Source organism: Paenibacillus cellulosilyticus (genome assembly GCF_003182255.1).
Classification (GTDB): Bacteria; Bacillota; Bacilli; order Paenibacillales; family Paenibacillaceae; genus Paenibacillus_T; species Paenibacillus_T cellulosilyticus.
Genome location: NZ_QGTQ01000006.1, coordinates 1 through 23,426 on the forward strand (window position 1 = coordinate 1; position 23,426 = coordinate 23,426).

Genomic DNA, 23,426 nt, shown 5'->3' on the forward strand with positions numbered 1-23,426 from the left:
AACGCAGCACCTTCCAAGATGCTATGTATTCACAGCACAACAGTTTTTTAGAGGCCTCCTGGTAAAGGTGGCCTCCATTAGAGAGTGACATTTTCATAGCACAGTTAAAGTGACATTTTCTCAGACGATTGACACTTCATTCTCGAAGGTTTCACGGAACTCAGCCTCCAGTTTCGATAGGGCCACGTATTACGAACTAACCGTGCTCGATAATGAAAAGAGACAGCTTCGGACATCATTTCTTGTCCAAGGCAGTCTCTTTGTTATTATCGCTTCGGCGCTTGCGACATCTTGTATGAAGCGAGCAATTCGCCAACGGGTACGCCGTTAATGATAAGTCCTTCCACGGTGCAATTCTCAATATGTACGTCGTTTAAATTACTTTTCGTAATGACACTGTTTCGGAAGTCCACTTCCTCGATATGTACAGGCTCATAGGGCTCTGGCTGCAGCAGCCAGCTCTCTTTTAGCATGGAGCCTGAGATACGAAGGCCAGATAGATTGCAGTTCACTAACTCAGCATTGGCCAGATCACATCGATCGATAATGCAGTTTTTGAAGTCATTTTCAGCGAATCGAATCGGAATGGTGTGACCCCCAAGGTCATGGATAACAGCTCCGTTCATTTGACTGAAACCAATCGTAAGCCCATCCATATCCAGATGCTTTAGCGAGAGATTCGCCATCCCGCCATGGTGAATGCGCATTCCGTTGAGGCGGCTGTCGAATATCTCTGCCCCATCCATCACAACGTCCCGCATGACGACTCCGCGTAAGTTCGAACTTTCGATCTTCGCTTCCTCTAGATCCTCACGGATCATCGTCTTCTTCGACTGCATTGTAGAATCGACCCGCCCGAAGAACAAGGAATCGATCGTACAGTTGAACAACTTTGAAATCTTCGGCAGCAGCGAGATATCCGGCGTAGCAATCCCTGTCTCCCATTTGGATACGGCTTGGCTGGTCACGCCTAGGAGATCCCCTAACTCCTGCTGCGTCATATTGCGCTCAACGCGTAGTGTCTTAATCCGTTCATGAAACTTAATCTCTTCTACCATGGCGCTGTTCACCAGCTTTCTTCGAGATAAGTCTATGATTACATACGGTGGTTAAATATGACAATGGAAACAAAGTTGATCGAATCCAACCATTGGTTGTATCGTTACTGCTCCATCATATCGTATAAAAAACCGTCTCCCCTTTCAGGTAAGACTCGCACAATCTGCTATATAGATAAACGACTACACAACGAATAAAGCCCGCTGTGGTAGCGGACTTCATCCATTGTAATTTTTAAATAAGATTATAACTGCTTCTTGATAAAATAGTGTTGAATCTCTTATTGATCTACCGTGCCATTATTCGCATTGTTCACCGGCGTAACCGTCTTCCGATTCGTCAGCCCTTGGATCAACTTGTTCAGATCGAGGCCGGATACGCTCTTGAGCATCTCTGGCGCTGTAGCCATCAGAGAGGTGACGTAGTTGCTAACCCTTGCCGCGCCTTCGCCATGGCCTGTGTCCACCACTGTGAGTTGATCGATTCCTTTCATCGGCTCGGCAACTTTGCCGGCGAGCTCTGGCAGCATTTTGACGACGATATCGAGCACGGCAGCTTCTCCGAATTTCTCGAATGCTTGCGCAAGCTTTTCCTTCGCCTCTGCTTCCGCTAAGCCCCGCAGACGGATAACCTCTGCCTCAGCTGTACCTTTGGCGCGCTCGGCATCCGCGATCGCAAGACCTTCCAGTCTGCGCTGCTCCGCATTTGCTCTCGCCTCGGCTTCAATCCGGTACTGCACCGCATCTGCTTCACGCAGCTGCTTCGCTTTATCGGCCTCGGCCGCTTGCTCAACTGCGTAGCGATCAGCATCGGCTTTCTTCTTCACCTCAGCATCGTACTGCTTCTCGCGACGAAGAATTTCCTTCCCTTCAAGATCGATCTCCCGCTCTTTGCGGACGAGCTCGACGCGCATCTGTTCCTCGACTACGGACTGCTTCGCACGTGCCTCATGAATCGAATATGCCTGGTCGGCTTCTGCCTTCGCCGTATCCTGTTCCTTCTTGAACGCAGCGATCTTGAGCTCTTTCTCCTTGCCGGCTTCAGCGATATTCGTATCCCGCAGCAGCTCCGCCTTCTGCCCTTCCTCTTCCGCTCTTGCCTTCTGAATTCTAGAGTCTCGAATTGCTTCAGCCTCTGCGATGTCAGCATCACGCTTTACAGCAGCAATTCGCGGTTTACCGAGTGCTTCGAGGTACCCATGTTTATCTCTTACATCCTTGATGGTGAAGGATACGATCAAGAGGCCCATTTTCTTCAGATCACGGGCGGCAACGCCTTGTACCTCCTGCGCGAATTTATCGCGGTTACGGTATACCTCTTCCACCGTCATCGAGCCAAGAATCGCACGAAGATGGCCTTCAAGAACCTCTTGCGCTTCCGATTTCAACGATTCAATCGGCTTGCCCATGAATTGCTCGGCTGCTGTCGCTACATCTTCGACAAGGCCTCCGATTTTGATAATCGCGACGCCGTCCGCTAAGACCGGAACGCCTTGCTCGGTGTACACCTCAGGTGTCGACACGTCGAGCTTATGCGATAGAAGCGACAGAAACTCCGCCTGCTGGAATATCGGGAGAATAAAGGCACCCCCGCCGCGTACGATTTTGATTTTACGTCCAGACTCATCGGTTGACACGTTGCTGCTGCCTAGGAATGAGCCCGTCACAATCATCGCTTCATCTGGACCAACCGTCTTATATCTCGCCCAGAATGCAAGACCCAATACAATAATGACGCCAACAACAATTACAGGTATGACCAAATACTCAGGCATGTTCAAACATTCTCCTCTCTCTGATCGGGTTTATATATCGAATTTCGATACGAACAAAACACCTTCTGCCGCATCGACCTCGACAACGATAACTTTGGCTTCCGAGGGAATCGCGGTTCCGTCAAAGCTGGAAGCAATATGATGAGAACGTGCTGCACCCATCTGTACCATGACTTCACCGAATCCGTTGTCCGGGATCGGAACGATCACTTCACCAATTTGACCTGCTAATTCTTGAATCGAGAAACCAACCGAATTCTCGCTTTGTTCCATCGGACGTATGTAAGCAAAGTACAGGAGCACAGCAAATGCCGTCGCGATGAGAAAAGTTAGGATTAGAACGATGATGTTCCCCATCTCGGTATACTTATTCAGCAGTAATCCTGCCCCACCGAATACGGTAACCCAGCAGGCGATGACCGTTGGGCGGAATAAGCTGTAGCCTTCAACGGACAAGAAATCGAGTGCGCCATCCAGCGATGCACTTAACCAATCACCTAGTAGGACACTAACGATTGCGAACAGGATACCCCCGATCAAACATGATAAAAATAACGTTTCCATCGATGCTCCTCCTTGGCAGTTGCTCGAATGATGGCATATACGTTCCAGTAAGAGCTGATTTTGAGACCCTAAATATATGCCATAGGGTGTAACAAGTATGACGATGCCCGACATTAGAACAAAAGGAGCCCTTGGTGACAGGCTCCTCCGATTGGTGAAACATATATTAAATTTAAAAGTTATAACTTTCATTGCTTATATTCTACTATCGATTCCTTCGGTTGTAAATCTTTAACTTTAATAGGATTGAAGTGTCACCGTAATTAACTTCTTATCTTGTTGCTCCCCTGCCGTTCGGAACGCTTGACGAATGAAATTATAAGCCCCGTTGTTCCACACATCGAAGTTATGATAACCATCTCGAACGAGAATCTGGTAATACGCTTCAATGAATGCTCCTGCGGTTTCAATTAGACCATCATTGGCGCCTGCATAACTGTCCGTAACTACACCATCCTTATCTCCACTGGTTAGATAAAGGACATGCAGTCTATGATCGTTAGTTGCAATGCTCTTTCCTAGCACACTGCCTCTGCTGGAGGTCGGTGCATTGGAGAAGGCGCCTACATAGGCGAACAGATCTGTCATGCCGGGCGCGAGGACCGTTGCATCCAGCCCATTGTTCCACGAGCTTTGGGTATTCGTATACATAGTCGAGTCGTGTCTGTATCCGCCAAGGATCATGTTCAAAGCCTGCATCCCGCCCATCGATAAGCCCGCGATAGCACGATGATTCCGGTTGAATGCAATCGCTTCAGTCGCAGTATCCACACCATTAGCAATCGTGTGGTACTGGGATTCAATGAATGGAATCAGGTCGTACCGCAGCTCATAATCGAAATAATAAAAGCCGAGCATGTTAGTGCCCGCAGCATTAAATGAATTGTCCGTCCAATCGTGCGAACTCCGGCCGTTCGGGAATACGACGATCAACGGTTCAGTATCACCGTTCGCCATCAGATTGTCCAAGATATTGCAAATAATGAATTGATCGTCCGCCTTGCCGTTGCTGTTCAACCACTCATGCTGATCTCCGCCGACGCCATGAAGCAAATACAATACATCATAACGGGTATTTGCATCTTGCTCATCATAGCCTGCCGGCAAATAAACATTGCACCGCTTCGTTATCGGCTCTCCTTGAACGACAGCTCTTCCTGCCATGCTTGGACTGATGCTCTGATTGGTCACCAGCTCGCGCGAGGCATTGATGTAGTTATTTACTGAATAAGAAACTTCATGCAACGTACCTCGAAGCTCTTCTTGAACAGCACGTTTATAGGGTGCAGGCACTGCCGTTACATCCACCATTGTTCAATTCATCTCCTCTGAATGAAAGCATTAAACCAAATAGTAGCAGGAGGCCAAGAGAATGAATACCTGACAAATTATTGATTGTACGCGAAATGGAAATACTACAATTGGATACGTCTATTTGAGTTAAGAAGGAGGACAACGCTGTGCACCAATATCCAACCGCATCGCTCAATGTCGATGCCGTTCAGCAGATTCAAGATCTTGAGCATGCTCTATCGCAATCAACAGGAGATAACATTATCCTTATTGCGTACGCGCAGGATTCGGATGAACGGTCCGAGGTCGCGCAAGAGGAGTAGTTATAGAAAAGCGAACTTTTAATGACACCAAACCCCGCAAGCGACAATCGCCTGCGGGGTTTTTCAGTTACGCATTTAACTCCAATTGTTGAAGAATGTCATCCAGCTGCTGTCGTGCAGCCTCGTCCAACGGTTGGATCGGTTGCGGCAGGTTGGGGCTTGGAGCACAGCCTAATAATTCAGCGGCCGCAGCAATTACACGCAAGCCTCCATGTTGACGGAACAGATCCCAGACAGGTTCTAAGCGATCTGACAGTCTCACGATTTCCGCTGTGTCACCAGTTTGAGCAGCATGAATGATCGGAAGACATGTCTTCGGGAATAACCCGCCCAGAACGGAATACCAAGTGTCGCAACCCGCATTCAATCCGGCTGCAGCGGCAAAGTCCCCGCTTATTCCGATCTTCACATGTGATGGAACAAGTGAACGCAGCTTGTCGACTCTCGCCCTTGCCTCTGCCGGATCGGATGAGACTGGCGGAATTTTTATGCCTCCGACCTGCGGCAGCTGAGCGATTTCACCGATCAAACGATCACTGAAATTAAAATGCGTCACTCGCGGATTATCGTAAATGCATAACGGTACGGTTAATGACCTTGCCACTGTCTCGTAGAGCGAGAAAACCTCCCGCTCTGTAAGCGGCTGGTAGGAGACCGGAGCTAACAATACTGCGCTCACGCCTGATTGTTGAGCATCCTCCGCATAGTGGAGCACGTCACGCGTTCGCAGAGCGCCGATACCGACCATAACCGGTACGCCATTCGCGTTCTCGACGGCAAGCTGCGCGACACGTTTGCGTTCTTCTCTAGTCAGATACATATAGCTGCCGGTTGATCCCAGCGCGCCGATCGAATGAACCTTGGCATCCGCCAAACGCTCTATGATTCGAACGAATGCCGCTTCATCAATGGCCGTCTCATTCATTGGTGTGAGTGGAAATGCGGATAAGCCTGTAAACATGAGCAACGACTCCTTTTCACCATTTATTGCTCATCATATATGCTGCTTGTCCAGAATACAATCAAATCCGCACCAAACAAAAAGACCGCATGCACCATGCGGCTTTCCATCTTTACGGTTAGCGGAGTAGTTGTCGTCACGTCACCAGACTTATCAAATTGTGAAAGGCACTAACCGCCGCTTCTGCAGCCTCGATATCTTGCGCGCTCGTTCCCCCGCTAACCCCAACGCCACCCATTAATCTGCTCTGTTTCCATAATGGAATTCCCCCGCCAAGAATGACGAGTCGTCCATTATTCGTTGTATGAATGCCAAATGCCTCCCCACCTGGCTGCGCGTTCTTCGCCAATTCGGCAGTTGGTCTTCGAAGCGCAACGCTGGACCACGCTTTATCTATTGCGATATCAATATCGCCCGTACGTGCATGATCCATCCGATAAAAGGCAACCAGATTCCCGCCGCCATCTACGATCGCAACATCGCCACGGATCCCGATCTGAGCAGCTTTATGTACAGCGGCGGCAAGCAGCTGCTTCGCAACGTTCAAGGTCATGGTATCCAACATTACGCCCTCCTTGAACGGGTGAAATAATGGTCGAGCGCTTGGACTGCTGCTTGTGCAGCCCGTATATCTTGATCTCCGGTCCCGCCGCTGACGCCGATTCCGCCAATGATACGATTGCCTCGAACGAGTGGAATCCCACCTTTAAGAATGACCACCTTCCCTTGGCTCGTTGTGTTCACTCCGAATGCATCTCCACCAGCTGCAGCTAATCGGGCGAGCTCTGAAGTCGGCATTTGCATCGATACACTCGTCCAAGCTTTGTTGCGCGCGATGTCGATGCCTGCGATTGGGGCATCATCCATGCGATGAAAAGCGATCAACGAGCCTCCTGCATCAACGATTGCGATGCTGGATGGAACACCTTGCTGCCTTGCACGCTGCTCGGCCACGGATAACAGGTAGATCGCCAATTGTAACGAGATCCCTTCCATTGCATTCCCTCCTCTGCTCGAATGGAAGAGGTCATGTGACAATTGTTCCACCATTAACGAACACGGTTTGCCCCGATATGTAGGAGCCATCGTCCGAGGCCAGCATAACGTAGGCTGGTGCTAGCTCGAACGGCTGCCCTGGCCTGCCTAATGGCACATCAGTACCAAACGTTGTCGTTTCCTCCGCAGTGAATGCAGTTGGAATAAGCGGCGTCCATGTAGGTCCTGGTGCAACAGCATTCACTCGAATGCCGCTTTTGGCGATAGACAAAGAGAGCGAACGCGTCATGGAGACGATAGCACCTTTGGTTGCGGTGTAATCGATCATATTCGCCATGCCCGAGAAAGCCGTATCCGAAGTCGTATTGATGATCGAGCTTCCAGGCGGCAGATGCGGCAGCGCTGCCTTAATCATTTCGAAGAACGAAATGATGTTCGTGTGGAATGTATCGAGCAGCTGTTCGCGGCTAATGTCGAGAATGCTGTTCTGATGATACTGCACCCCATGATTGTTAACGAGAATGTTCAGCTTACCGTAATGTCTAAGCGTTGTCTGCACGACTTGCGCGCAAGCTCCTTCCGCTCGCAGATCGATCGCCATGATATGGCATCTGCGACCAAGCTTCTGTATCATTTGTTTCGTTTCCTCAGCGTCCTTATGCTCATCCAGATACGGGATAACTAAATCCGCACCCTGCTTGGCAAAAGCAATCGCGACCGCGCGGCCAATGCCGCTATCACCCCCGGTAATAATCGCTACTTTATCCTTCAGCCTACCGCTGCCGACATAGGAAGGGTTATCCGAGATCGGACGGGGATTCATCAGATACTCATAGCCTGGTCTCCGATTCTGGTGCTGCGCAGGAAATACGATCGGCACATTCGTGCATTGTTGCTTCCATCCTAGATAAGGATAAACAGGAGTGGACATGATGTGGCCTCCTACGAAACATGTGATGTTGCAATATATTCCGTACAAAATCCGATCATGCCGGAGGACAAACTTCGAACGCAGCGCCGAAATGGATGACGTAACTGAAAAAAAATCACCCCTCGACTGAGGGGTGAGCTCTTTGGTTCTAGCAGCAGCTAAGATTGTATTGACTAGTCAATGTACAAACGCCATCACAATTGTAGTAGAACTTGTATTGGAACGTTCTTGAGCCGTAAGAGCCACCGGAGCATTGCGTGCTAATGCACACTGCATTAGTTGGACATACCGCTGTATCAAGTACACATGCCATCATAATCACCTCCTTTCATAGGCCGATTGTTAACCTTCACTTACCGTTATGTAACTCTTGCAAATCGGTCGATCTTCTATCTCCAACGCGTATTCATAAATTCCTTCTTCAATGACGGGGAAACGGATATGCCCGATCATATCGATACCCGGAATTCTTCCTGCAGGCCGCATATTCAAGATTGGTTGAAGCGGCACATAGCTTAGAATTTTGCCGGAAACATTCCTCACCACCACAGCTGGCGAGCGATGCTCCACTTCCCCACTTTTTGACTCCGGAAACAATAGCTTAACGAGCACCTCGGTTACGACTGCTGCCGGGAAGGTCGGTACATTCACGTGATTGTACACGTGATGCACATTATGAAACTTTTCTTTGATGTTGAATTGAACTTGCTCCGCGACCACTAGTTGACCGACCACATCATTCAGCATTCGTATCACCTTCACTGTTCAGCACCTGAGCGATTTGATCCAACTGCTCACCATTTCCGTATTCGACTACTTGTCCATCTGCATTCACAACATAGACGAACGGTGTAACCGGCACGTTGAAGTGCTCATCGTAATCCTCCAGATACGAATAGATCGGAAACTCAAACCCGAAGTATTCTCGCATATCCGCCGTTTCTTCCTGATCGCCATCTGTCACAAGGATAAACCGGTTATTGCCGTTGAAGCGTCTAAGCTCTGGCACTAATCGCATGCAGGTAGCGCAAGTCATCGAAATGAAATAAAAGATCGTGTTCGATTCAAGCTTATGGGCAAGAGACAGCTTCTCATAAGGAAACCGATCGTTCTCGTCAAAAGGAACAAACTGCGTTTTTCTCCCCTCATAGGCCTCCATAAACTTGCTCTTCAATTTCTCCAGCGCCATGACATCACCCTCCGGTCTATACGATTTTGACTAACGGTTCGACGATATGATTGAATGCGCCCATAGAGAGGCAGTTGTTTGTTTCTACGATCTGCCCTAGTCGATTGAGAATAAACCCGCTCGGCAGCTCCATCACCCTCAGCCTCTTCGTAAGGTCATGCTTCGTTACTCGATAGATGTGGGACACACGTTCACCGAAAGCAGCCTTCACCTCATTAAACATCTCTTCCTTACAATAGATAAGAATGGCAATATTGTAGCGCTTGTGGTTCAGCTCCAGGAATTGATCAAGTATTTCCATCGATTCCAGACAGCTCGTACATTCAACACTGAAGCATAAGAGGAATAAGTGATTCGTAATGAGGTCGTACAACCGAAGCTCTCCTTGGTCTAACGTCTGAATCGTTAGATCTGGCATGTAATCGCCAAGGATGATCGGAGATTTGTAGTATCGGCTAATATAATCCTGTTGGCTCATTGCTTTATGGACTCCTTTCTAGACAGCATCAAAGATTCGACTATGCTCACGTATTCGATACGCTTGGTCCGTGATTAAGTAAGAAGGCAAGTCCGTCAACTCCAACTTACGGAGAAGCTCCGCCTCTTCATCTACAATGACTTGAACGCTGCTAGACAGCTTTCTTTGCATCAAATCCGCTTTCCATGCCGGACCTTTATACAGAACGATAATAGGAATCTCCCCATACTTCTCATGGATGTACGAAATATGACGCATGTACCCTATGTCATCCAGACCGACGCCAAGCAGCGCCGTTACCGGGCTGATCGATAAGCCAATCTCGCGTAAAATCGTACTTTTCAGTTGCTGCTGTCGAACTCGAATATATCGAAGCACTAATGTAAACGCTGTCACAAATAGCAACCAAATGATAATCGCAATCGTCATCCTACTGCTGCCTCCTTCTTCAGCTTCTTCATATATCCCCATTCCACATACATCTGATAGAGACAAGTAAGAGCTGAATAGACGAGGAACGTCATCACATGCGGATTCTCGTAGCTCGAATATGATGGCTGAAGACCTAATCCAATTAAGGCAAGCAGGGCGAGCAGCATATTGCGGATAATGGCGAGCTTCTGATTGGTCAGTTTATCGCTTCTTCCGAAACAGGAGCATTTGATCGGTTTCTTACTAAGCTGTTGGCGTAGAAATAAAAGTGAAAAGCATGTGAGTAGTACAAATGCAGCAATGAATGCGACACCTAGGAGAATGTGTAACGAGAAGGTAACACCAAGGAGTAATTCGAGCCCAAGAACAGTAAAGGCTGCAAGGTAGATCTTCCAATTAAGCTGTTTGCCAATGATGTTGAAATCGATAATGGCGTACAGAAATGGTCTGAAACTGAAGAGTTTGGCCGTGAAGGAACTGATAAACAACAGTGAGAATATACCGGATAAGATAAGAATCGCAACCCCTACTTTCCAAGTGAGCGCTTCCACTAAAGTCCAAGCATAAGTTGTCTTGAGAGGATAATAGCACATGAATGGGATTGGTTCAACAATTTTATTTATCTTTTCATGGTTTTATTAACTAATTTATTCTCTTGAGAAGTAAATCGGATAATGTATATATTAACGATTGGATTACTTCAATTTGGCCAATAAGCCTATAAATAGGAGCAGGTCGTTCCCACCCTATTCAAAAGAAAAAGTCACGGCTCGTTCCACCGTGACCCCATCTTTAGGCACTTCATTACCCTTTTCTCTTCTTACGCCTAAACTTCCCGCCTAGCCAGTCCAGGCTGATTCCAAGTGCGACGAGAATGACGATGAGCAGCACGCACCAGCCTACAATCGGGATGTTCGCTACAGCTGCAATAACGATTGAGCCGACCATGATTTTGATCCAATCCGGTTTGTCGGCAACACCTTGCACTTGATTGCCGACATGGTAACTAATGACGGTTATACCGGCTAAAGTGGCAATCGCAATCGCAATTAGGACCACGATGATAAGCGGTATGCCAACGATCGAAACAAGGAGCAAGGCACTGATTGCTGTAAGAGCCACACCTATCAGGAAACCAGTAAAGAGCAGTCGGCCCCATGCACGCACTGAAAACCGCTCGATGAATTCCCTCGTCTTCTCTCTCCCGATGACACGAATCAGCACCGGGATCAGGATAAGAATGAGGGAGCCGCCTAGCTGCAGAACCCACATCAAAGCCATGAGTCCTCCACCGATTAGTAAGCTGTTCTGAGTGGCGTCATCCAGAGAAAGGTTATATAAATCATCCCCAAGGAAAGCACCCGATTCCTGATCGACAGTCCCTCCCACTACAACAATCATGCCTTCGACACGAGCGGTATTCGTTAAGTGCAGATTACCGTTTACGACAACAATGATGCCTGTCACGTGACCTTGTATTTCCGCATCTCCGCCAACAACATACACATCATCTACAGTTTGCTCGGATGGGACGACCGTGTCCTGATGTTCAAACAAGCTTGCAGCTGAAGCGGTACCGGGAATTAGCAGCATCATAACGAGAATGAGACTGCTGATGTAACAAGTCATTCTTCTCATTCGGTCATCCCCTCTCCACCGGTGTTAGTTGAAGTACTCTACGCAAGGAGTAGATGGATGCAACTAACACGAAGAGCGACACAACAATGACGGATATCGACACGAATGGAATTTCCGATACCATATGCGTTATCGCATAGACGATTGCGACGAACAATCGAATAAATCCATGAATGAATTTACCGTACATAAGAGCCATCGTGATTCCAACCGCACTTAGAAGCATCATAGCAATGAGCGGAAGTGTCAGCCAGGTTGTCCGGAAGTCCGTTGATTGCTGCCTAATCGCTTGCATGACTCGCGTCTCGAATTGAACAGATGGCTGTTCCAGTGTGAGAATAGTTTGCATCTGCAGCTTAAAACTGTACAGCTCATCTACGAATGATTGACATGACTCGCAACTGACAAGATGCGCCTCAATCACTTGACGTTCCTCTTCGCTTATTTCATCATCAACATATGCCGATAACAGGTCTTCTGGATGAGATGTCATCCATGATCCCCCTTTCTTAATTCATCCCGTAATGCCATTCTTGCCGCAAACAAACGAGATTTGACCGTCCCCATTGGGATATGCAGCATCGAAGCAATCTCCTCATAACGGTACCCCTGAACATCGTGCAGCAGGATAACTTCTCGATGATCAACAGAGAGTCGAGCAAGTGATTGCTCCATCGACACCTTCACGAACGGGTCCGGCGTATCTCTATCTATTATCGTCTCATCCGCCTCTTCTTGGAACTCCCTTTCTCTAGCCCGTTTAGACAAGCGGTTCTTACACAGATTCGATACGATGCGGAACAGCCACGAGCTAAATGCATATTCACTCTCAAGATTCGATAATGCGAAATATGCTTTGACAAAAGCCTCTTGGGCCACATCCTCTGCATCCATTCGATCATTCAACATGCCAAGCGCAAAGCGATAAACAGGCGCCTTAAACTGCGTGACGAGCTGCTCGTATGCCTCCTTATCTCCAAGCTTGGCATGTTGGATTGTAAGGTGTAACTCCTCATCCACGCATGTTCATCCCCTACACATCAAAGCTGGTTATATTCATTTATCAGTATGCTCTGAGCTCACATGCTTTCTTTGCATCCACTCATATATAACAGGAATGACCATATAGCTGTTCAACGTAGAAGTGATCATACCTCCAATAACGACGATGCCGAGCACTTGAGAAATTACCGTATCGGCATGATGAGTCAATGCAAGTGGTACCAAGGTAAGAACGGTCGTACCCGCTGTCATAAAGATAGGCCGTACCCGGGACAAGCCGCCGTTCAGCACAGCATCGCGAATCGTCATGCCCGATTTGCGATTACGTTCGATTTGATCAATCAGAACAATGCCGTTCGTTACGACAATGCCCGTAAGCATGAGCACGCCAATCAGGGCGGCTAGATTCCATTGCCCGCCGATCAGGTAGAGTGCCAGCACGACACCTGACAATGCGAGAGGGATGCTAATCAACACGGCGACGGGCGCTCTCCAGCCCTTGAATACAAAGCTTGTAATCATGAGCACCAGTAGAATCGAAGCGATGACCGCGATCACCATCTCTACGATCATTTGTTTAATTTGCGTAGTGATGCCCCCTGTCGAATACGTTACACCCGACGGGAACTGCGTGCCTGATAATACATGATCGACAGCCTTCGAAACCTGACTCATATTCGTTGAAGTGATTTGAGCAGATACGACGGCAATAGGCTGGCCATCCTTCTCCTGTATGGAAGATGGTGCGTCACTTGTTTGTACAGTCGCAAGCTGATCGAGTCGATAGGACTGCCCATTGCTGCCAGCAAAGGTTTCAGCGCGAAGCGAATCCAATACTTGATCCGGCGTGTATACAGGCACTGCGGAATCACTGCTATTCGTGCCATGTCCAATTGGGTCGATATAGACGTCCACCGGAATGATGCCATTCCCGCTTGATGTTGGAAGATCAAAGTCTTTGGCCTTGGACCAATAGCTTGCAATTACTTTGTTGATCTCCGCAGTATCGATACCTGCTGCCTTCACCTTCGCTTTATCGATGATGACGTCATATTTCGGAATGCCATTGGTCAAATCCACTTTACCTGCAACATTAAGGCCTTGGATATCGGCAAGCTTCGTGCGTACGAGCTGAGCCGCTTGCTCAAGCGTCGCTTGATCCGCGCCGGAGAGTTCGATTCGAATGCTGGAATCGTCCCCTGCCAAGCTTTGATTCGTTACCGTAACAACGGCTTTGCTAGCCTCCTGCCCATTCACTTGCGACTGCAGCTGCGAGATCCATGAATCAACATTCACATCTGACTTCAGCTTGACAGACATATTCGCAACGTTCGGCTGTTGAATGTATCCGCCACCTTGGTCGAATACATCATCGGCTTGCGGTGTAAAGGATGACCCCATCGTTGCGGAATAAGATTCTACATCCTTATTGTTGCTTAATCGGGATTCCACATTCTTCACTTCCTGATCAACAACGGCAAGTGCCGATCCTTTCGGAAGCTCGATTTGGATTGCGACTTGACCGGTCGAAGTGCTCGGCAGCAGACTGAACGGCAGTCGCATGGCGAATGTAACGGCGACTATAAACAGCAGCAGTGAGGCACTAATGACCGTTTTCTTGTGACGAAGTGCATAATTTAACACGGGCTTCATCATGGGCTCTAGTGTAACCGTCTTACGCTTAGGCTCCTTCCATCCCATGTAGGCAAATGTAGGAATGACAATCATCGCTACAAGGAACGATATCACTAGCGCAATAACGACGGACCATGCAAAACCAGAGTACGATGCACCAATGATGCCTCCTACTAGCGCAATCGGTGCATATACAGCGATTGTAGTTGCTGTAGAAGCGAAGATGGCTGGCAGCATTTCGACAACTGCTGCAGCAAGTGCCGGCAGTATTGGCTTTCCACGATTGTCCTGTACGCGGTTCATCATATTGTCGAGTATAACAATGGCATCGTCCACGATCCGCCCCATTGCAACAATGAGTCCGGATACGGTCAAGATGTTAAGCGTAATTCCCATCGACTTCAGGATCGCAGTCGTTGCAAGCAGCGATACGGGCAGCGAAATTGCGATTAACAGCGTTGAACGAACGTTGCGGAAGAAGAACCACACACATAGCATCGAGAACAGACAGCCCAATAACCCTTCTCGTACGAGTCCTTGCAGCGAGCTGTTCAAATCTTGCGCTCGATCCGTAAGCAACTCCATCGACACGTCTTGATTGGAAACGGCAGGTATGCCGGCAACCCGATTTTTCACCTGCTTCGCAACGTCTGTGATCGTAGCCGAAGGGGTTTTAATGACGTTAATGAGTACACTTGCCTTGCCATTCGTGCGATTAATGGTTTTGACATCGGTTAGAGAAGGCGAGATCGTCGCGATATCTTGCAGCTGAACGGTATCGCCGTCTTTATTTTTAATCGACAATCGATTTAAATCTTGTTCGGATAAATCCGTACCCATAACCCTTATCGGAAAAGGAGCTTTCACATTTGCCACATTGCCCTGCAGACTTGGAATATCGGCGACAATCGATTTATTGAAATCATCAACCGTTATCTGATGGTCATTCAAATCCTTCATTCGCAGCACAACAACGTAGCCTTTGCCTGCACCGCCTACCGTCTGCACATCTGATACGCCCGGAACCGATTTGATTTGATTCACAATATCGGTCTGAATCGAAGATTGTAGGGTCAGATCATCGATAGTCGTATTCTCTGTCGTCAAACTGTAGCTAAGAATTGGGAACGTGCTGGAGGTTAGTCTCGTAACCGATGGCTTATTCACCCCATCCGGCAGCTGTGCGTCATCAAGCGCTTGCTTAATGGTTCGCTCTGCCAGGTTCATATCATAATCCATCGGATACGAGATGTTCATTAGCAGTCCACCATCGTAAGATGTCGTTTCGATATTGGTGATTCCGTCTGTCTTGTGAAGGACTTCTTCGAGTGGTGCTGTAATATCTCGTTTGATTTGATCCGCTTGATAGGAAGAAGCTCTTAATGAGACCATCATGGTGGTGTTATTCATTCCGGGCAAATAATCTCGCTGCATCTGTAATGCGGAGACACCTCCCCATGCCAGTATGAGAACAACAACGATGCCAATAATGATTGAACGCTGCATGAAAGACTCTATTATACGTTTCATTGTGCAATCCCCTTTCCGGTTATATGGGAAAGGACAGCAGCTGGGCGCTAATTGTTCATCGGAAAATAAAAAAACATGTAACCCGCGAACGGGATTACATGTTTTTGGATGGAATGGATCAAGAACGCCTTGATTTATCGGGATTGTTGATCCAATAATTGCCAACCCGATTACTGTGGTTAATCCAGAATCGCACGAACTTGCTCCACGGCATCATCTAAGCCCTTAACAGATAAGGTGATCTGTGGTGCTTCCTCATACTGCTCGGTCGTGTAGTTATATCGCGGATCATAATAGTATTCCAGCAGCATGCGAATCGCAGGCTCATAACGTTCATTCTCTAAGCAGGAAGCAATTTCGGCAGCAATAGGCGTATGAATGCGAGATTTAATGCCGTTAAAAGCTTTCAAATACACGTCCTTCTGATCTGTCGGGTAGTCCTCCAGAATCCGCTGCACCCTAGATTCCACTGGTGCTTCGATAAGAATGGACTTGCCTGTCGCTTTCTTCTGCATCAGAAAATCTGGCAGTACTACTCGACCTATTCGCTTGCTCTCGGCTTCGAGAACAACATATGGCGAATTCTGCAGCGTTATCAACTTCTCCAGCAGCAGCGCCTCGAACGTCTTCTGATTGTTCGGCTTAAGTCCTACTTCTCCGAAAATCGAACCCCGATGGCCTGCCAGACGCTCCAGATCCAATACCGGATACCCTTCGGATTCAAGCTGCTTCAAGATCGCCGTCTTCCCCGTCCCTGTATTGCCATGGAGTACGACCGCTTGAGGGTTCATCTCAAATGATGCCAGCGTCTCAACGACCCATTTGCGATACGAACGGAATCCGCCATTAAGTCGGTAGACATGGATGCCCATCAGGGATAGAACGGTCGCTGTCGTCTTGCTGCGCATGCCGCCACGCCAGCAAAATACCGCCTTCTTCTCTTTGATCTGATCAATCTCGCGAATGAATGCCGGAAGCTTTGCGGAGACAACCTCCAAGCCCCGTTCTTTCGCAGCTTGAATGCTCGTCTGCTTGTACAGCGTACCAATCTCCGCACGCTCTTGATCGTCGAACAACGGGATGTTAATGCTGCCCGGTATGGTCGATTCACGAAATTCGGAAGGCGAACGAACATCGATGGTTACAAGCTCCTTGCTGTCTCGTTGTGCTCTAAGTTGTTCAATGGTGATGTCCTGAAACAAATCGATTCGCTCCTTACATCAGGATCTTTGAGCGAAGCTCAAAGTCACTCTGCTGCTACATCAGGATCTTTGAGCGAAGCTCAAAGTCACTCTGCTGCTACATCAGGATCTTTGAGCGGAGCTCAAAGTCACTCTGCTGCTACATCAGGATCTTTGAGCGGAGCTCAAAGTCACTCTGATTTACGCCTGTAGGTTATTCAACGATAATGTGACCTGGATGCTCAGCCACAGCATCACCAATGATGCTTGCTTCGACACCTTGCTGTACGAGTTCTTCCAGCAGACGATCTGCTTGCTCTGGATTTACCGAGATAAGCAGACCTCCAGACGTAACGGCGTCACACAGAATCCAACGATCGATCTGATCCATCGACTCTGGGAACGTTACGAACGGCTCGATGTGGTTGAAATTGTTCTTCGTACCGCCTGGTACGAAGCCTTGCTCAGCAAGCTCGCGCGTGCGGTTGAGCATCGGCACTTGATCCTTCACAATACGAAGTCCTGCACCGCTGCCCTTCGCCATCTCCGATGCATGTCCAAGAAGGCCGAACCCAGTTACGTCAGTGCAACCATGTACGTCAAAGCCGCTCATCACTTCCGCTGCCGTTTTGTTAAGGGTGGCCATGACGGTCGTTACACGTTTAATCTCTTCTTCCGACAATTGGTCCTTCTTGATCGAGGTCGTCATAATTCCAACGCCGATTGGCTTCGTCAGAATGAGTTTATCTCCAGGCTTCGCGCCAGCGTTAGCCTTGATTTTGTCCGGATGAATCAAGCCTGTTACCGCCATGCCGAACTTCGGCTCTTTATCATCAATGGAGTGGCCGCCAACAAGCGTTGCGCCTGCCTCTTGAACCTTATCTGCTGCGCCGCGCAAAATATCTGCCAATACTTGCTTGTCCAACGTAGTGATCGGGAATGCAACGATATTTAATACCGTTAACGGTTTGCCGCCCATCGCATAAATATCGCTGATTGCGTTCGCAGCCGCAATTTGACCGAAGGAATAAGGATCATCCACGATCGGCGTGAAGAAGTCGACAGTTTGCACAAGCGCCAGTTCGTCATTCAAACGGTAGACGCCTGCATCGTCACTTGTGTCCAACCCGACGAGCAGATCGGGGTTTGGCGTTGTTGGTGGAAGACTGCGAATGACCTGCATCAGATCGGCTGGACCGATTTTGCAGCCGCAGCCGCCTTTGGAAGATAGTGAAGTAAGTTTAATGGATTCTGCTTGAGTCATAACACACTTTCCTTTCTTAAGGTGGTTAATGAAGTTCCGTAAACATCCTTCAGTAATAGTACATCATTCGGTCTACTATCGCAAAATAGAAGCGGCATTGTGTTATAATGTTGAAGCTTTAATTACTATTCACGGAGGTCAAGTATGTCACAGCAGAATCAACCATCAATGAGGCAACCCATCAGCATGAAAACCATTCTGTTGATTATGATTTTTCTCATCATTGCTGCCGCTGGGCTCAGCTATGTCAAGTGGTGGCCCTACTATCATAAAGCGGTAAATGCCATTGCGAATCATACGATCGGCTCCTCGATCTTGGCGGGCAAGGAAACAACATTGCCTAATCCATCGTGGAGCGCAGCATGGGATTATGCCGTAACGTATTACAAAGCCGTATGGAAAGCAGCCGTGCTTGGCATCGTACTCGGTTCACTCGTTCAAGTGCTCCTTCCTTCTGGCTGGCTGCAGCGAGCGCTCGGCAAAACATCGCTCCGCAATACGGCGATTGGCGGATTAGCTTCGGTTCCCGGCATGATGTGCACGTGCTGCGCGGCTCCGATTGCAATCGGCTTGCATAAGAAACGTGTATCACCTGCTGCCAGCCTTGCGTTCTGGCTCGGAAATCCGCTCATTAACCCGGCAACGCTAATCTTCATGACATTCGTTTTATCTTGGAAGTTTACAGTCATTCGAATCGTCTTCGGATTGATAATCACCTTCGGTGTGAGCTACATCGCAGCTCGATTGATGAATAAATCCGATGCTGCGATTCCGCCAGAAGCGCTTGAGAAGGTGATGCCAACGGAGCAGCAGCCAGAAGCGCCGATATGGCTCCGATGGATCAAGAGTATGTGGACAATGATTCTGAATGTCGTGCCTGCATACTTCGTTTCCGTGCTCGTACTGGGTGCAGCAAGAGCGTGGCTCTTCCCTTCGCTTGGCGAGAGTATGGATATCCTGCTGATGGTCATTATTTTCTCCATCGCAGGCGCTTTGTTCGTCATTCCGACGGCAGCGGAAATTCCAATCATTCAATCGTTCCTGTCGCTTGGATTCGGTGGAGGTCCAGCAGCAGCACTGCTTGTCGTACTGCCCGCGGTCAGCCTGCCCTCGCTTCTTATGATCCGCAGCTCCTTCCCTGCACGGGTGGTCTGGTTTATTTTGGCCTCGGTCATCGGCTTAGGTTTAGTTAGCGGCATTGTAGGAGCTATCGTTCTATAACGCACTCATGAACAAACCCACCTGTTCGCTCAGGTGGGTTTGTCATTTGTTTATAAGGATTCGTTCACATCGCTGCCCGTAATCATCAGGTCGAGCGCTAGATGCTGCAATCCGCTTAAGTAATCCTCTTTGAAATCACTCTTCAGCAGTGCCGGCAGATGCTTTCTAGGCACATATGTCGCGCTCCGCTCCTTAATCTGTGCGAGAAGCGTCTCGTCAATCTCATCGTTACAGAAAATGATAGCCTTCGGATTCGTAATCGCAGTGAACGTTGCGATGAGTCGGGCCACCGCGTCTATCTGGCTCTCCCCCGTAGGGACCATGCCTGTACGCGAAGCCCCCTCCTTCAACGCTTCGACGAATGACTTGTTGTCATTTTGCGGCACGAGTGCGATTTCCCCCGAGAAGAACGTACTGCCACGGACAACATCTCCGTTAATCATAATGCCTGAACCTGGACCGTCCTGTCCAAAGTACATATACACAAGCGATTCGTTCTCGATCTCATTGTTGGCGGCAAAGCCAAGCACCGATGCATTCATATCGTTCTCGATGATGACAGGAATTTGGAACCGTGATTCGAACGCTTCCTTCAGATCATTATCAAGGAAATTCGGGTACGGTGGGATGAATATAATTTGGCCATTGCTGACCGCCCCTGGCACGCCTACTGCAGCGGAACGCAGCCGAGGGAATCGTTCAATCAGCGACTCGATATGATTGCCAAGCAGATGTGGATCCGCCTGAAGGACACTAGGCATTCTGCCTTCTTCCTTGATCTCGCCAACGCAGTTGAAGATCGTGTAGTTCGTTTCTGTTTTCTCCACGAAGATCGCAAGACCAAGCATAAATTCAGGATCGTAGGCGTACCGTTTCGCACGGCGGCCACCGCTCGAATCATCCTCGCCAACGAAATGGATCTCGCCATCCATCTCCATTTGCGTAAGAAACTTGCTGATTGTGGGGAAGCTAATGCCAAGACGCTGGCATAGATCAGCCTTCGTCGCACTGCCCATCATGATGAGTGCAGCGCGGATGCGCTGCGTAATGGCCTTCTTTAGTTCTTTAGGTGATGTTTGTATATCGGTCATAAGGCGTGTCACCTTCCATCGCATAATCGCTCAACTTATTAAATGACTTTAATAAGGTAGGCTTATCATAACAAATATCCGACGGAAAGAGCAATACGAAGATGGACGTCCAGCGGAGAAAAACAATAAAAAAGCCGCATCTACGCGGCTGGGGGCGATTGTCCATAGAGCAGCACATGGTAGTTAATGACCTTAAGTCCTCGATCCGATGCATGTTGTCGAAAGATGTCTTCAACATCCGGCAAGCATTGCTGCCACACCAACTTCTGCAACGAGTTCTTCTGGCCGAAGCATTTCTTCATCAACACGTCCTCTGGCCGTGATAAATATTCAACCTCTTCTATCCCTCCAGGTATCGATAGCGATTCCTTAGACATGCCGCAGCTTATCCGGGTTAGAGACGGCGTAGATCGTATCGATTCGGTTATTCTTGTAGCGGAACGAATAAATATATTGGACTTGATCGTCCATTCGGAAATGAAGTCCAGGCATGCCATTGACCATGCAATAGGACATTGTAAACTTGCCTGCGTAGGTCTGAATCAAATTGTTAAATAGCGCAAGGACTTTGTCGAGGCCTGCAACCGGAATTCGTGCTGCATGGACCTTGCCTCCGCCATCCGAGAGGAAGACGACATTGTCGCTGACCAGCTCAAGCAGCCTACTCGTATTCCCTAGCGCCAGTGAAGTGACGAATTCCTTGATATGCGATTCTTCGATGGAAATCGATGGCGTCTCGTCGGGTTCGAAATGGATGCTGCTCTGAGCACGACGGAAAATTTGGCGGCAGTTGGCGCTGCTTTTCCCTACCATCTCCGCAATCTCATCATAGGAGTAGTGGAAAATTTCGCGGAGCAGGAAGACTGCGCGTTCTACGGTGTTCAGCTGCTGAAGCAACAGCAGGTATGCCGTTGAGATCGATTCGTGTTGTAAATATACTGCGGAAGGATCGTCTTCCGGAGTCTCTCGATTGAGGAGGGGCTCCGGCAGCCACGGACCTACGTACAGCTCTCGTTTCTTAGCAGAGGACCGCAGCAGGTCCAAGCAGCGATTTGTGACGATTTTATACAGGTAGGCACGTTCATTCTGGATGGACGATGGGTCTGGCAGCTGATCATAGGTTAGAAAAGCTTCTTGTACGATGTCCTCAGCGTCCATGACACTTCCAAGCATACGGTACGCGAGTGAGAACAGCTGCGTGCGGTACGTTCTAAACAATACTTCTGTGCTCATGATAAGCTTTCCCCGTTCCCTCACGTGAGATAATCTGCTGCACGGCACGCTTCGCGCTGGCAGTCGCAGCATCCAGAAGCATTTCACCATGCGAAGCCCATTCTCCTGCCACATATAATCCAGAAATTTCCGGAACTGCCGGTCCCGGGTTCTGCTGGCGCTCCAGGTGCATGAAGTCATATGACACCGTCATCTTCGGCAAATATTGCTTCGTGATCAGCTCATTCCTCCACCCTGGCTGCGTCAGATCAAGCATTTGCTCAAGGTCACGTAAATCCTGGTCCGCATCCGACCCTTTTCCTTGATATTTAATGAGACTAACGACTTGAGCGCCCTCGTCACTCAAATGCGACGCACGCGATTGATTCGTCAGGAACACTGCCTGATCAATCCCGTATACAACCTGATGCTTCGGACTTGGCAGCTTACGAAGCGCAACGTCCAGACATGCCGACGTCATCTCGATCGCCTGCTCCTTCCACGTTCGAAGGGAGGTTGCTTCCGCATTAGCAACCAATTGATAGGCTGCTGCAGGCGGGACAGCTGCAATGATGTGGTCAGCTTCAATCAGCGTTCCGTCCTCACAGCGAATATGTTGAACGGCTCCGTTCTGATGCTCAATCGCAACAACCTTCTGCTTTGTTATGTGTTGTACCCCAAGCGCTGCTGCCCGCTGTCTTAGCTCCTCTACGATTGCGCCCCAGCCGCGGTCGATATACGTTACACCATGCAGCGAGTGCTGGAGCTGTTGGATGACAGGACCTGCTGCCTGGAAATCCGGTGCCATCACATAGGTGGTAGAACGAATCAGGGCGTAGAATATATTCCTTATCATCGGATCTTTCACGCTGCCTTCTAACCACTCTCGCACGCTAATCTGATCATACTTATGCGTTTGGAGCTTCGTCAGCTTGGCGAACCATGCCGCGAATTCCAGCTTCCCCTTGATCGATAAGAGCGGTGTTGTGAACAACGATTTAGGACCTAAAGGTATCGTACTCAGCCGGCCTTTCCATAAACCATGTCCCTCGTTCGCCGGTTTACCGCTCTTCAAGTTCAATTCCAGCTCACGAAACGTAGCGAGCGCGTCGCCTTGAAATAGCGCGTGTGCACCGAGATTGAAGTAATGGCCCTGCTTGTGATTCGTAATTGCCCTTCCGCCCATCCGCTCCTGCTTCTCGATTACTATCGTCCGTTTGCCTGCTTGTGCAGCGTAGACCGCAGCAGTCAGACCTGCAATGCCTCCCCCTACAATCGCTACGTCAAACTTCGTATTTTGCGTCATACTTATCATCCCTTTCGGTTGTGGTATCCGTATGACGGCCAAGGAGATCGGTTTGTGACAGATCGAGGGAAACTTTTTTACGATAATCAAGATTCGTGAACGAAGACGTATTCGAAGGTGCAGCCGTGCCATGCCTACCTGCTGTGTCATTTGTTTCGTTGCAGCGGGTTAACGCCATATTTTGACCATTGTAATCTTAGCTAAATTTGCCGAGCGGAAGCTCGTTTTGTCGACTTATGGTAAGTGAGGTGTGTTTGTGTTATTAATGTATTTATTATATTGATTTGCTAAATATTGAGTATTATAATCATCTACGAAAGCGCTTTCTAATTCATTCTAGTAAGGG

The 23,426-nt window shown here is 48.7% G+C and carries 25 protein-coding genes; 2 read left to right on the forward strand and 23 right to left on the reverse strand.

The features are described from left to right. Positions 1-266 precede the first annotated feature (266 nt). The 4 genes from DFQ01_RS10425 to DFQ01_RS10440 all read right to left on the reverse strand — a co-directional run bounded on the left by DFQ01_RS10425 (position 267) and on the right by DFQ01_RS10440 (position 4,708). A complete protein-coding gene (locus DFQ01_RS10425) occupies positions 267-1,058 on the reverse strand; it encodes a helix-turn-helix domain-containing protein (RefSeq protein ID WP_110043843.1) in 792 nt (263 codons plus the stop codon). A 281-nt stretch (positions 1,059-1,339) separates the two neighbouring features. After that, positions 1,340-2,833, reverse strand: a complete 1,494-nt coding sequence (locus DFQ01_RS10430) for a flotillin lipid rafts scaffold protein FloT (protein WP_110043844.1) — start codon at positions 2,831-2,833, stop codon at positions 1,340-1,342. A 30-nt stretch (positions 2,834-2,863) separates the two neighbouring features. Continuing rightward, positions 2,864-3,397, reverse strand: a complete 534-nt coding sequence (locus DFQ01_RS10435; protein ID WP_110043845.1) for an NfeD family membrane protein — start codon at positions 3,395-3,397, stop codon at positions 2,864-2,866. A gap of 237 nt (positions 3,398-3,634) precedes the next feature. Continuing rightward, positions 3,635-4,708, reverse strand: a complete 1,074-nt coding sequence (locus DFQ01_RS10440; protein ID WP_110043846.1) for an alpha/beta hydrolase — start codon at positions 4,706-4,708, stop codon at positions 3,635-3,637. Between the two features lie 149 nt (positions 4,709-4,857). On the opposite strand from DFQ01_RS10440, the gene DFQ01_RS31050 reads away from it, so the two are divergent. Further along, on the forward strand, positions 4,858-5,013 hold the full coding sequence (locus DFQ01_RS31050) for a hypothetical protein (RefSeq protein ID WP_174812685.1): 156 nt from the start codon (positions 4,858-4,860) through the stop codon (positions 5,011-5,013). A 67-nt stretch (positions 5,014-5,080) separates the two neighbouring features. Here the strand turns inward: DFQ01_RS31050 and DFQ01_RS10445 are convergent, their stop codons facing one another. From DFQ01_RS10445 to selD, 15 genes are all read right to left on the reverse strand, one after another. Continuing rightward, a complete protein-coding gene (locus DFQ01_RS10445; protein WP_110043847.1) occupies positions 5,081-5,974 on the reverse strand; it encodes a dihydrodipicolinate synthase family protein in 894 nt (297 codons plus the stop codon). A 136-nt stretch (positions 5,975-6,110) separates the two neighbouring features. Next, positions 6,111-6,539 (reverse strand): GlcG/HbpS family heme-binding protein, encoded by a 429-nt coding sequence (locus DFQ01_RS10450; protein WP_245946616.1) that lies wholly within the window; start codon positions 6,537-6,539, stop codon positions 6,111-6,113. Continuing rightward, entirely contained in the window at positions 6,539-6,970 is a 432-nt protein-coding gene (locus tag DFQ01_RS10455) for a GlcG/HbpS family heme-binding protein (RefSeq protein ID WP_110043848.1), read from the reverse strand. The genes DFQ01_RS10450 and DFQ01_RS10455 overlap by 1 nt, the downstream gene beginning before the upstream one ends. A gap of 31 nt (positions 6,971-7,001) precedes the next feature. Next, positions 7,002-7,901 (reverse strand): SDR family oxidoreductase, encoded by a 900-nt coding sequence (locus tag DFQ01_RS10460; protein WP_110043849.1) that lies wholly within the window; start codon positions 7,899-7,901, stop codon positions 7,002-7,004. A 342-nt stretch (positions 7,902-8,243) separates the two neighbouring features. After that, the gene (locus DFQ01_RS10465; RefSeq protein WP_110043850.1) at positions 8,244-8,648 is read right to left on the reverse strand and encodes a hypothetical protein; all 405 of its coding nucleotides are present in this window, start codon (positions 8,646-8,648) and stop codon (positions 8,244-8,246) included. Then, positions 8,638-9,090 (reverse strand): peroxiredoxin family protein, encoded by a 453-nt coding sequence (locus DFQ01_RS10470; protein ID WP_110043851.1) that lies wholly within the window; start codon positions 9,088-9,090, stop codon positions 8,638-8,640. The genes DFQ01_RS10465 and DFQ01_RS10470 overlap by 11 nt, the downstream gene beginning before the upstream one ends. A 16-nt stretch (positions 9,091-9,106) precedes the next feature. After that, the gene (locus tag DFQ01_RS10475) at positions 9,107-9,568 is read right to left on the reverse strand and encodes a TlpA family protein disulfide reductase (RefSeq protein WP_110043852.1); all 462 of its coding nucleotides are present in this window, start codon (positions 9,566-9,568) and stop codon (positions 9,107-9,109) included. Between the two features lie 18 nt (positions 9,569-9,586). Further along, a complete protein-coding gene (locus DFQ01_RS10480) occupies positions 9,587-9,997 on the reverse strand; it encodes a hypothetical protein (protein WP_110043853.1) in 411 nt (136 codons plus the stop codon). Further along, positions 9,994-10,593, reverse strand: coding sequence for a MauE/DoxX family redox-associated membrane protein (locus DFQ01_RS10485; RefSeq protein ID WP_110043854.1), 600 nt, complete (start codon positions 10,591-10,593; stop codon positions 9,994-9,996). Before DFQ01_RS10485 ends, DFQ01_RS10480 begins: the two co-directional genes overlap by 4 nt. Positions 10,594-10,804: 211 nt before the next feature. Further along, the gene (locus DFQ01_RS10490) at positions 10,805-11,638 is read right to left on the reverse strand and encodes a hypothetical protein (RefSeq protein WP_110043855.1); all 834 of its coding nucleotides are present in this window, start codon (positions 11,636-11,638) and stop codon (positions 10,805-10,807) included. 4 nt (positions 11,639-11,642) lie between these two features. Then, positions 11,643-12,131, reverse strand: a complete 489-nt coding sequence (locus tag DFQ01_RS10495) for an anti-sigma factor family protein (RefSeq protein ID WP_110043856.1) — start codon at positions 12,129-12,131, stop codon at positions 11,643-11,645. After that, positions 12,128-12,658: an RNA polymerase sigma factor gene (locus DFQ01_RS10500; RefSeq protein WP_110043857.1), complete on the reverse strand. Its 531-nt coding sequence runs from the start codon at positions 12,656-12,658 to the stop codon at positions 12,128-12,130. The genes DFQ01_RS10495 and DFQ01_RS10500 overlap by 4 nt, the downstream gene beginning before the upstream one ends. Before the next feature lie 36 nt (positions 12,659-12,694). Beyond that, entirely contained in the window at positions 12,695-15,805 is a 3,111-nt protein-coding gene (locus DFQ01_RS10505; RefSeq protein WP_110043858.1) for an efflux RND transporter permease subunit, read from the reverse strand. 179 nt (positions 15,806-15,984) lie between these two features. Further along, the gene (gene mnmH, locus DFQ01_RS10510; RefSeq protein ID WP_110043859.1) at positions 15,985-17,007 is read right to left on the reverse strand and encodes a tRNA 2-selenouridine(34) synthase MnmH; all 1,023 of its coding nucleotides are present in this window, start codon (positions 17,005-17,007) and stop codon (positions 15,985-15,987) included. Between the two features lie 193 nt (positions 17,008-17,200). Beyond that, positions 17,201-18,250, reverse strand: coding sequence for a selenide, water dikinase SelD (selD, locus tag DFQ01_RS10515; RefSeq protein ID WP_110043860.1), 1,050 nt, complete (start codon positions 18,248-18,250; stop codon positions 17,201-17,203). Between the two features lie 186 nt (positions 18,251-18,436). On the opposite strand from selD, the gene DFQ01_RS10520 reads away from it, so the two are divergent. Beyond that, positions 18,437-19,471 carry a permease gene (locus tag DFQ01_RS10520; RefSeq protein WP_245946617.1) on the forward strand — a complete coding sequence of 345 codons (1,035 nt, stop codon included), beginning with the start codon at positions 18,437-18,439 and terminating at the stop codon, positions 19,469-19,471. A gap of 50 nt (positions 19,472-19,521) precedes the next feature. Here DFQ01_RS10520 and DFQ01_RS10525 read toward each other — a convergent pair whose 3' ends face one another. From DFQ01_RS10525 to DFQ01_RS10535, 4 genes are all read right to left on the reverse strand, one after another. Then, complete coding sequence (locus DFQ01_RS10525) at positions 19,522-20,562, reverse strand: ROK family protein (protein ID WP_110043862.1); 1,041 nt, start codon at positions 20,560-20,562, stop codon at positions 19,522-19,524. A 140-nt stretch (positions 20,563-20,702) separates the two neighbouring features. Beyond that, positions 20,703-20,939: a hypothetical protein gene (locus tag DFQ01_RS30820; RefSeq protein WP_146216856.1), complete on the reverse strand. Its 237-nt coding sequence runs from the start codon at positions 20,937-20,939 to the stop codon at positions 20,703-20,705. Beyond that, entirely contained in the window at positions 20,932-21,795 is an 864-nt protein-coding gene (locus DFQ01_RS10530; protein ID WP_110043863.1) for an RNA polymerase sigma-70 factor, read from the reverse strand. Before DFQ01_RS10530 ends, DFQ01_RS30820 begins: the two co-directional genes overlap by 8 nt. Next, entirely contained in the window at positions 21,773-23,080 is a 1,308-nt protein-coding gene (locus DFQ01_RS10535; protein WP_110043864.1) for a phytoene desaturase family protein, read from the reverse strand. Before DFQ01_RS10535 ends, DFQ01_RS10530 begins: the two co-directional genes overlap by 23 nt. Positions 23,081-23,426 lie beyond the last annotated feature (346 nt).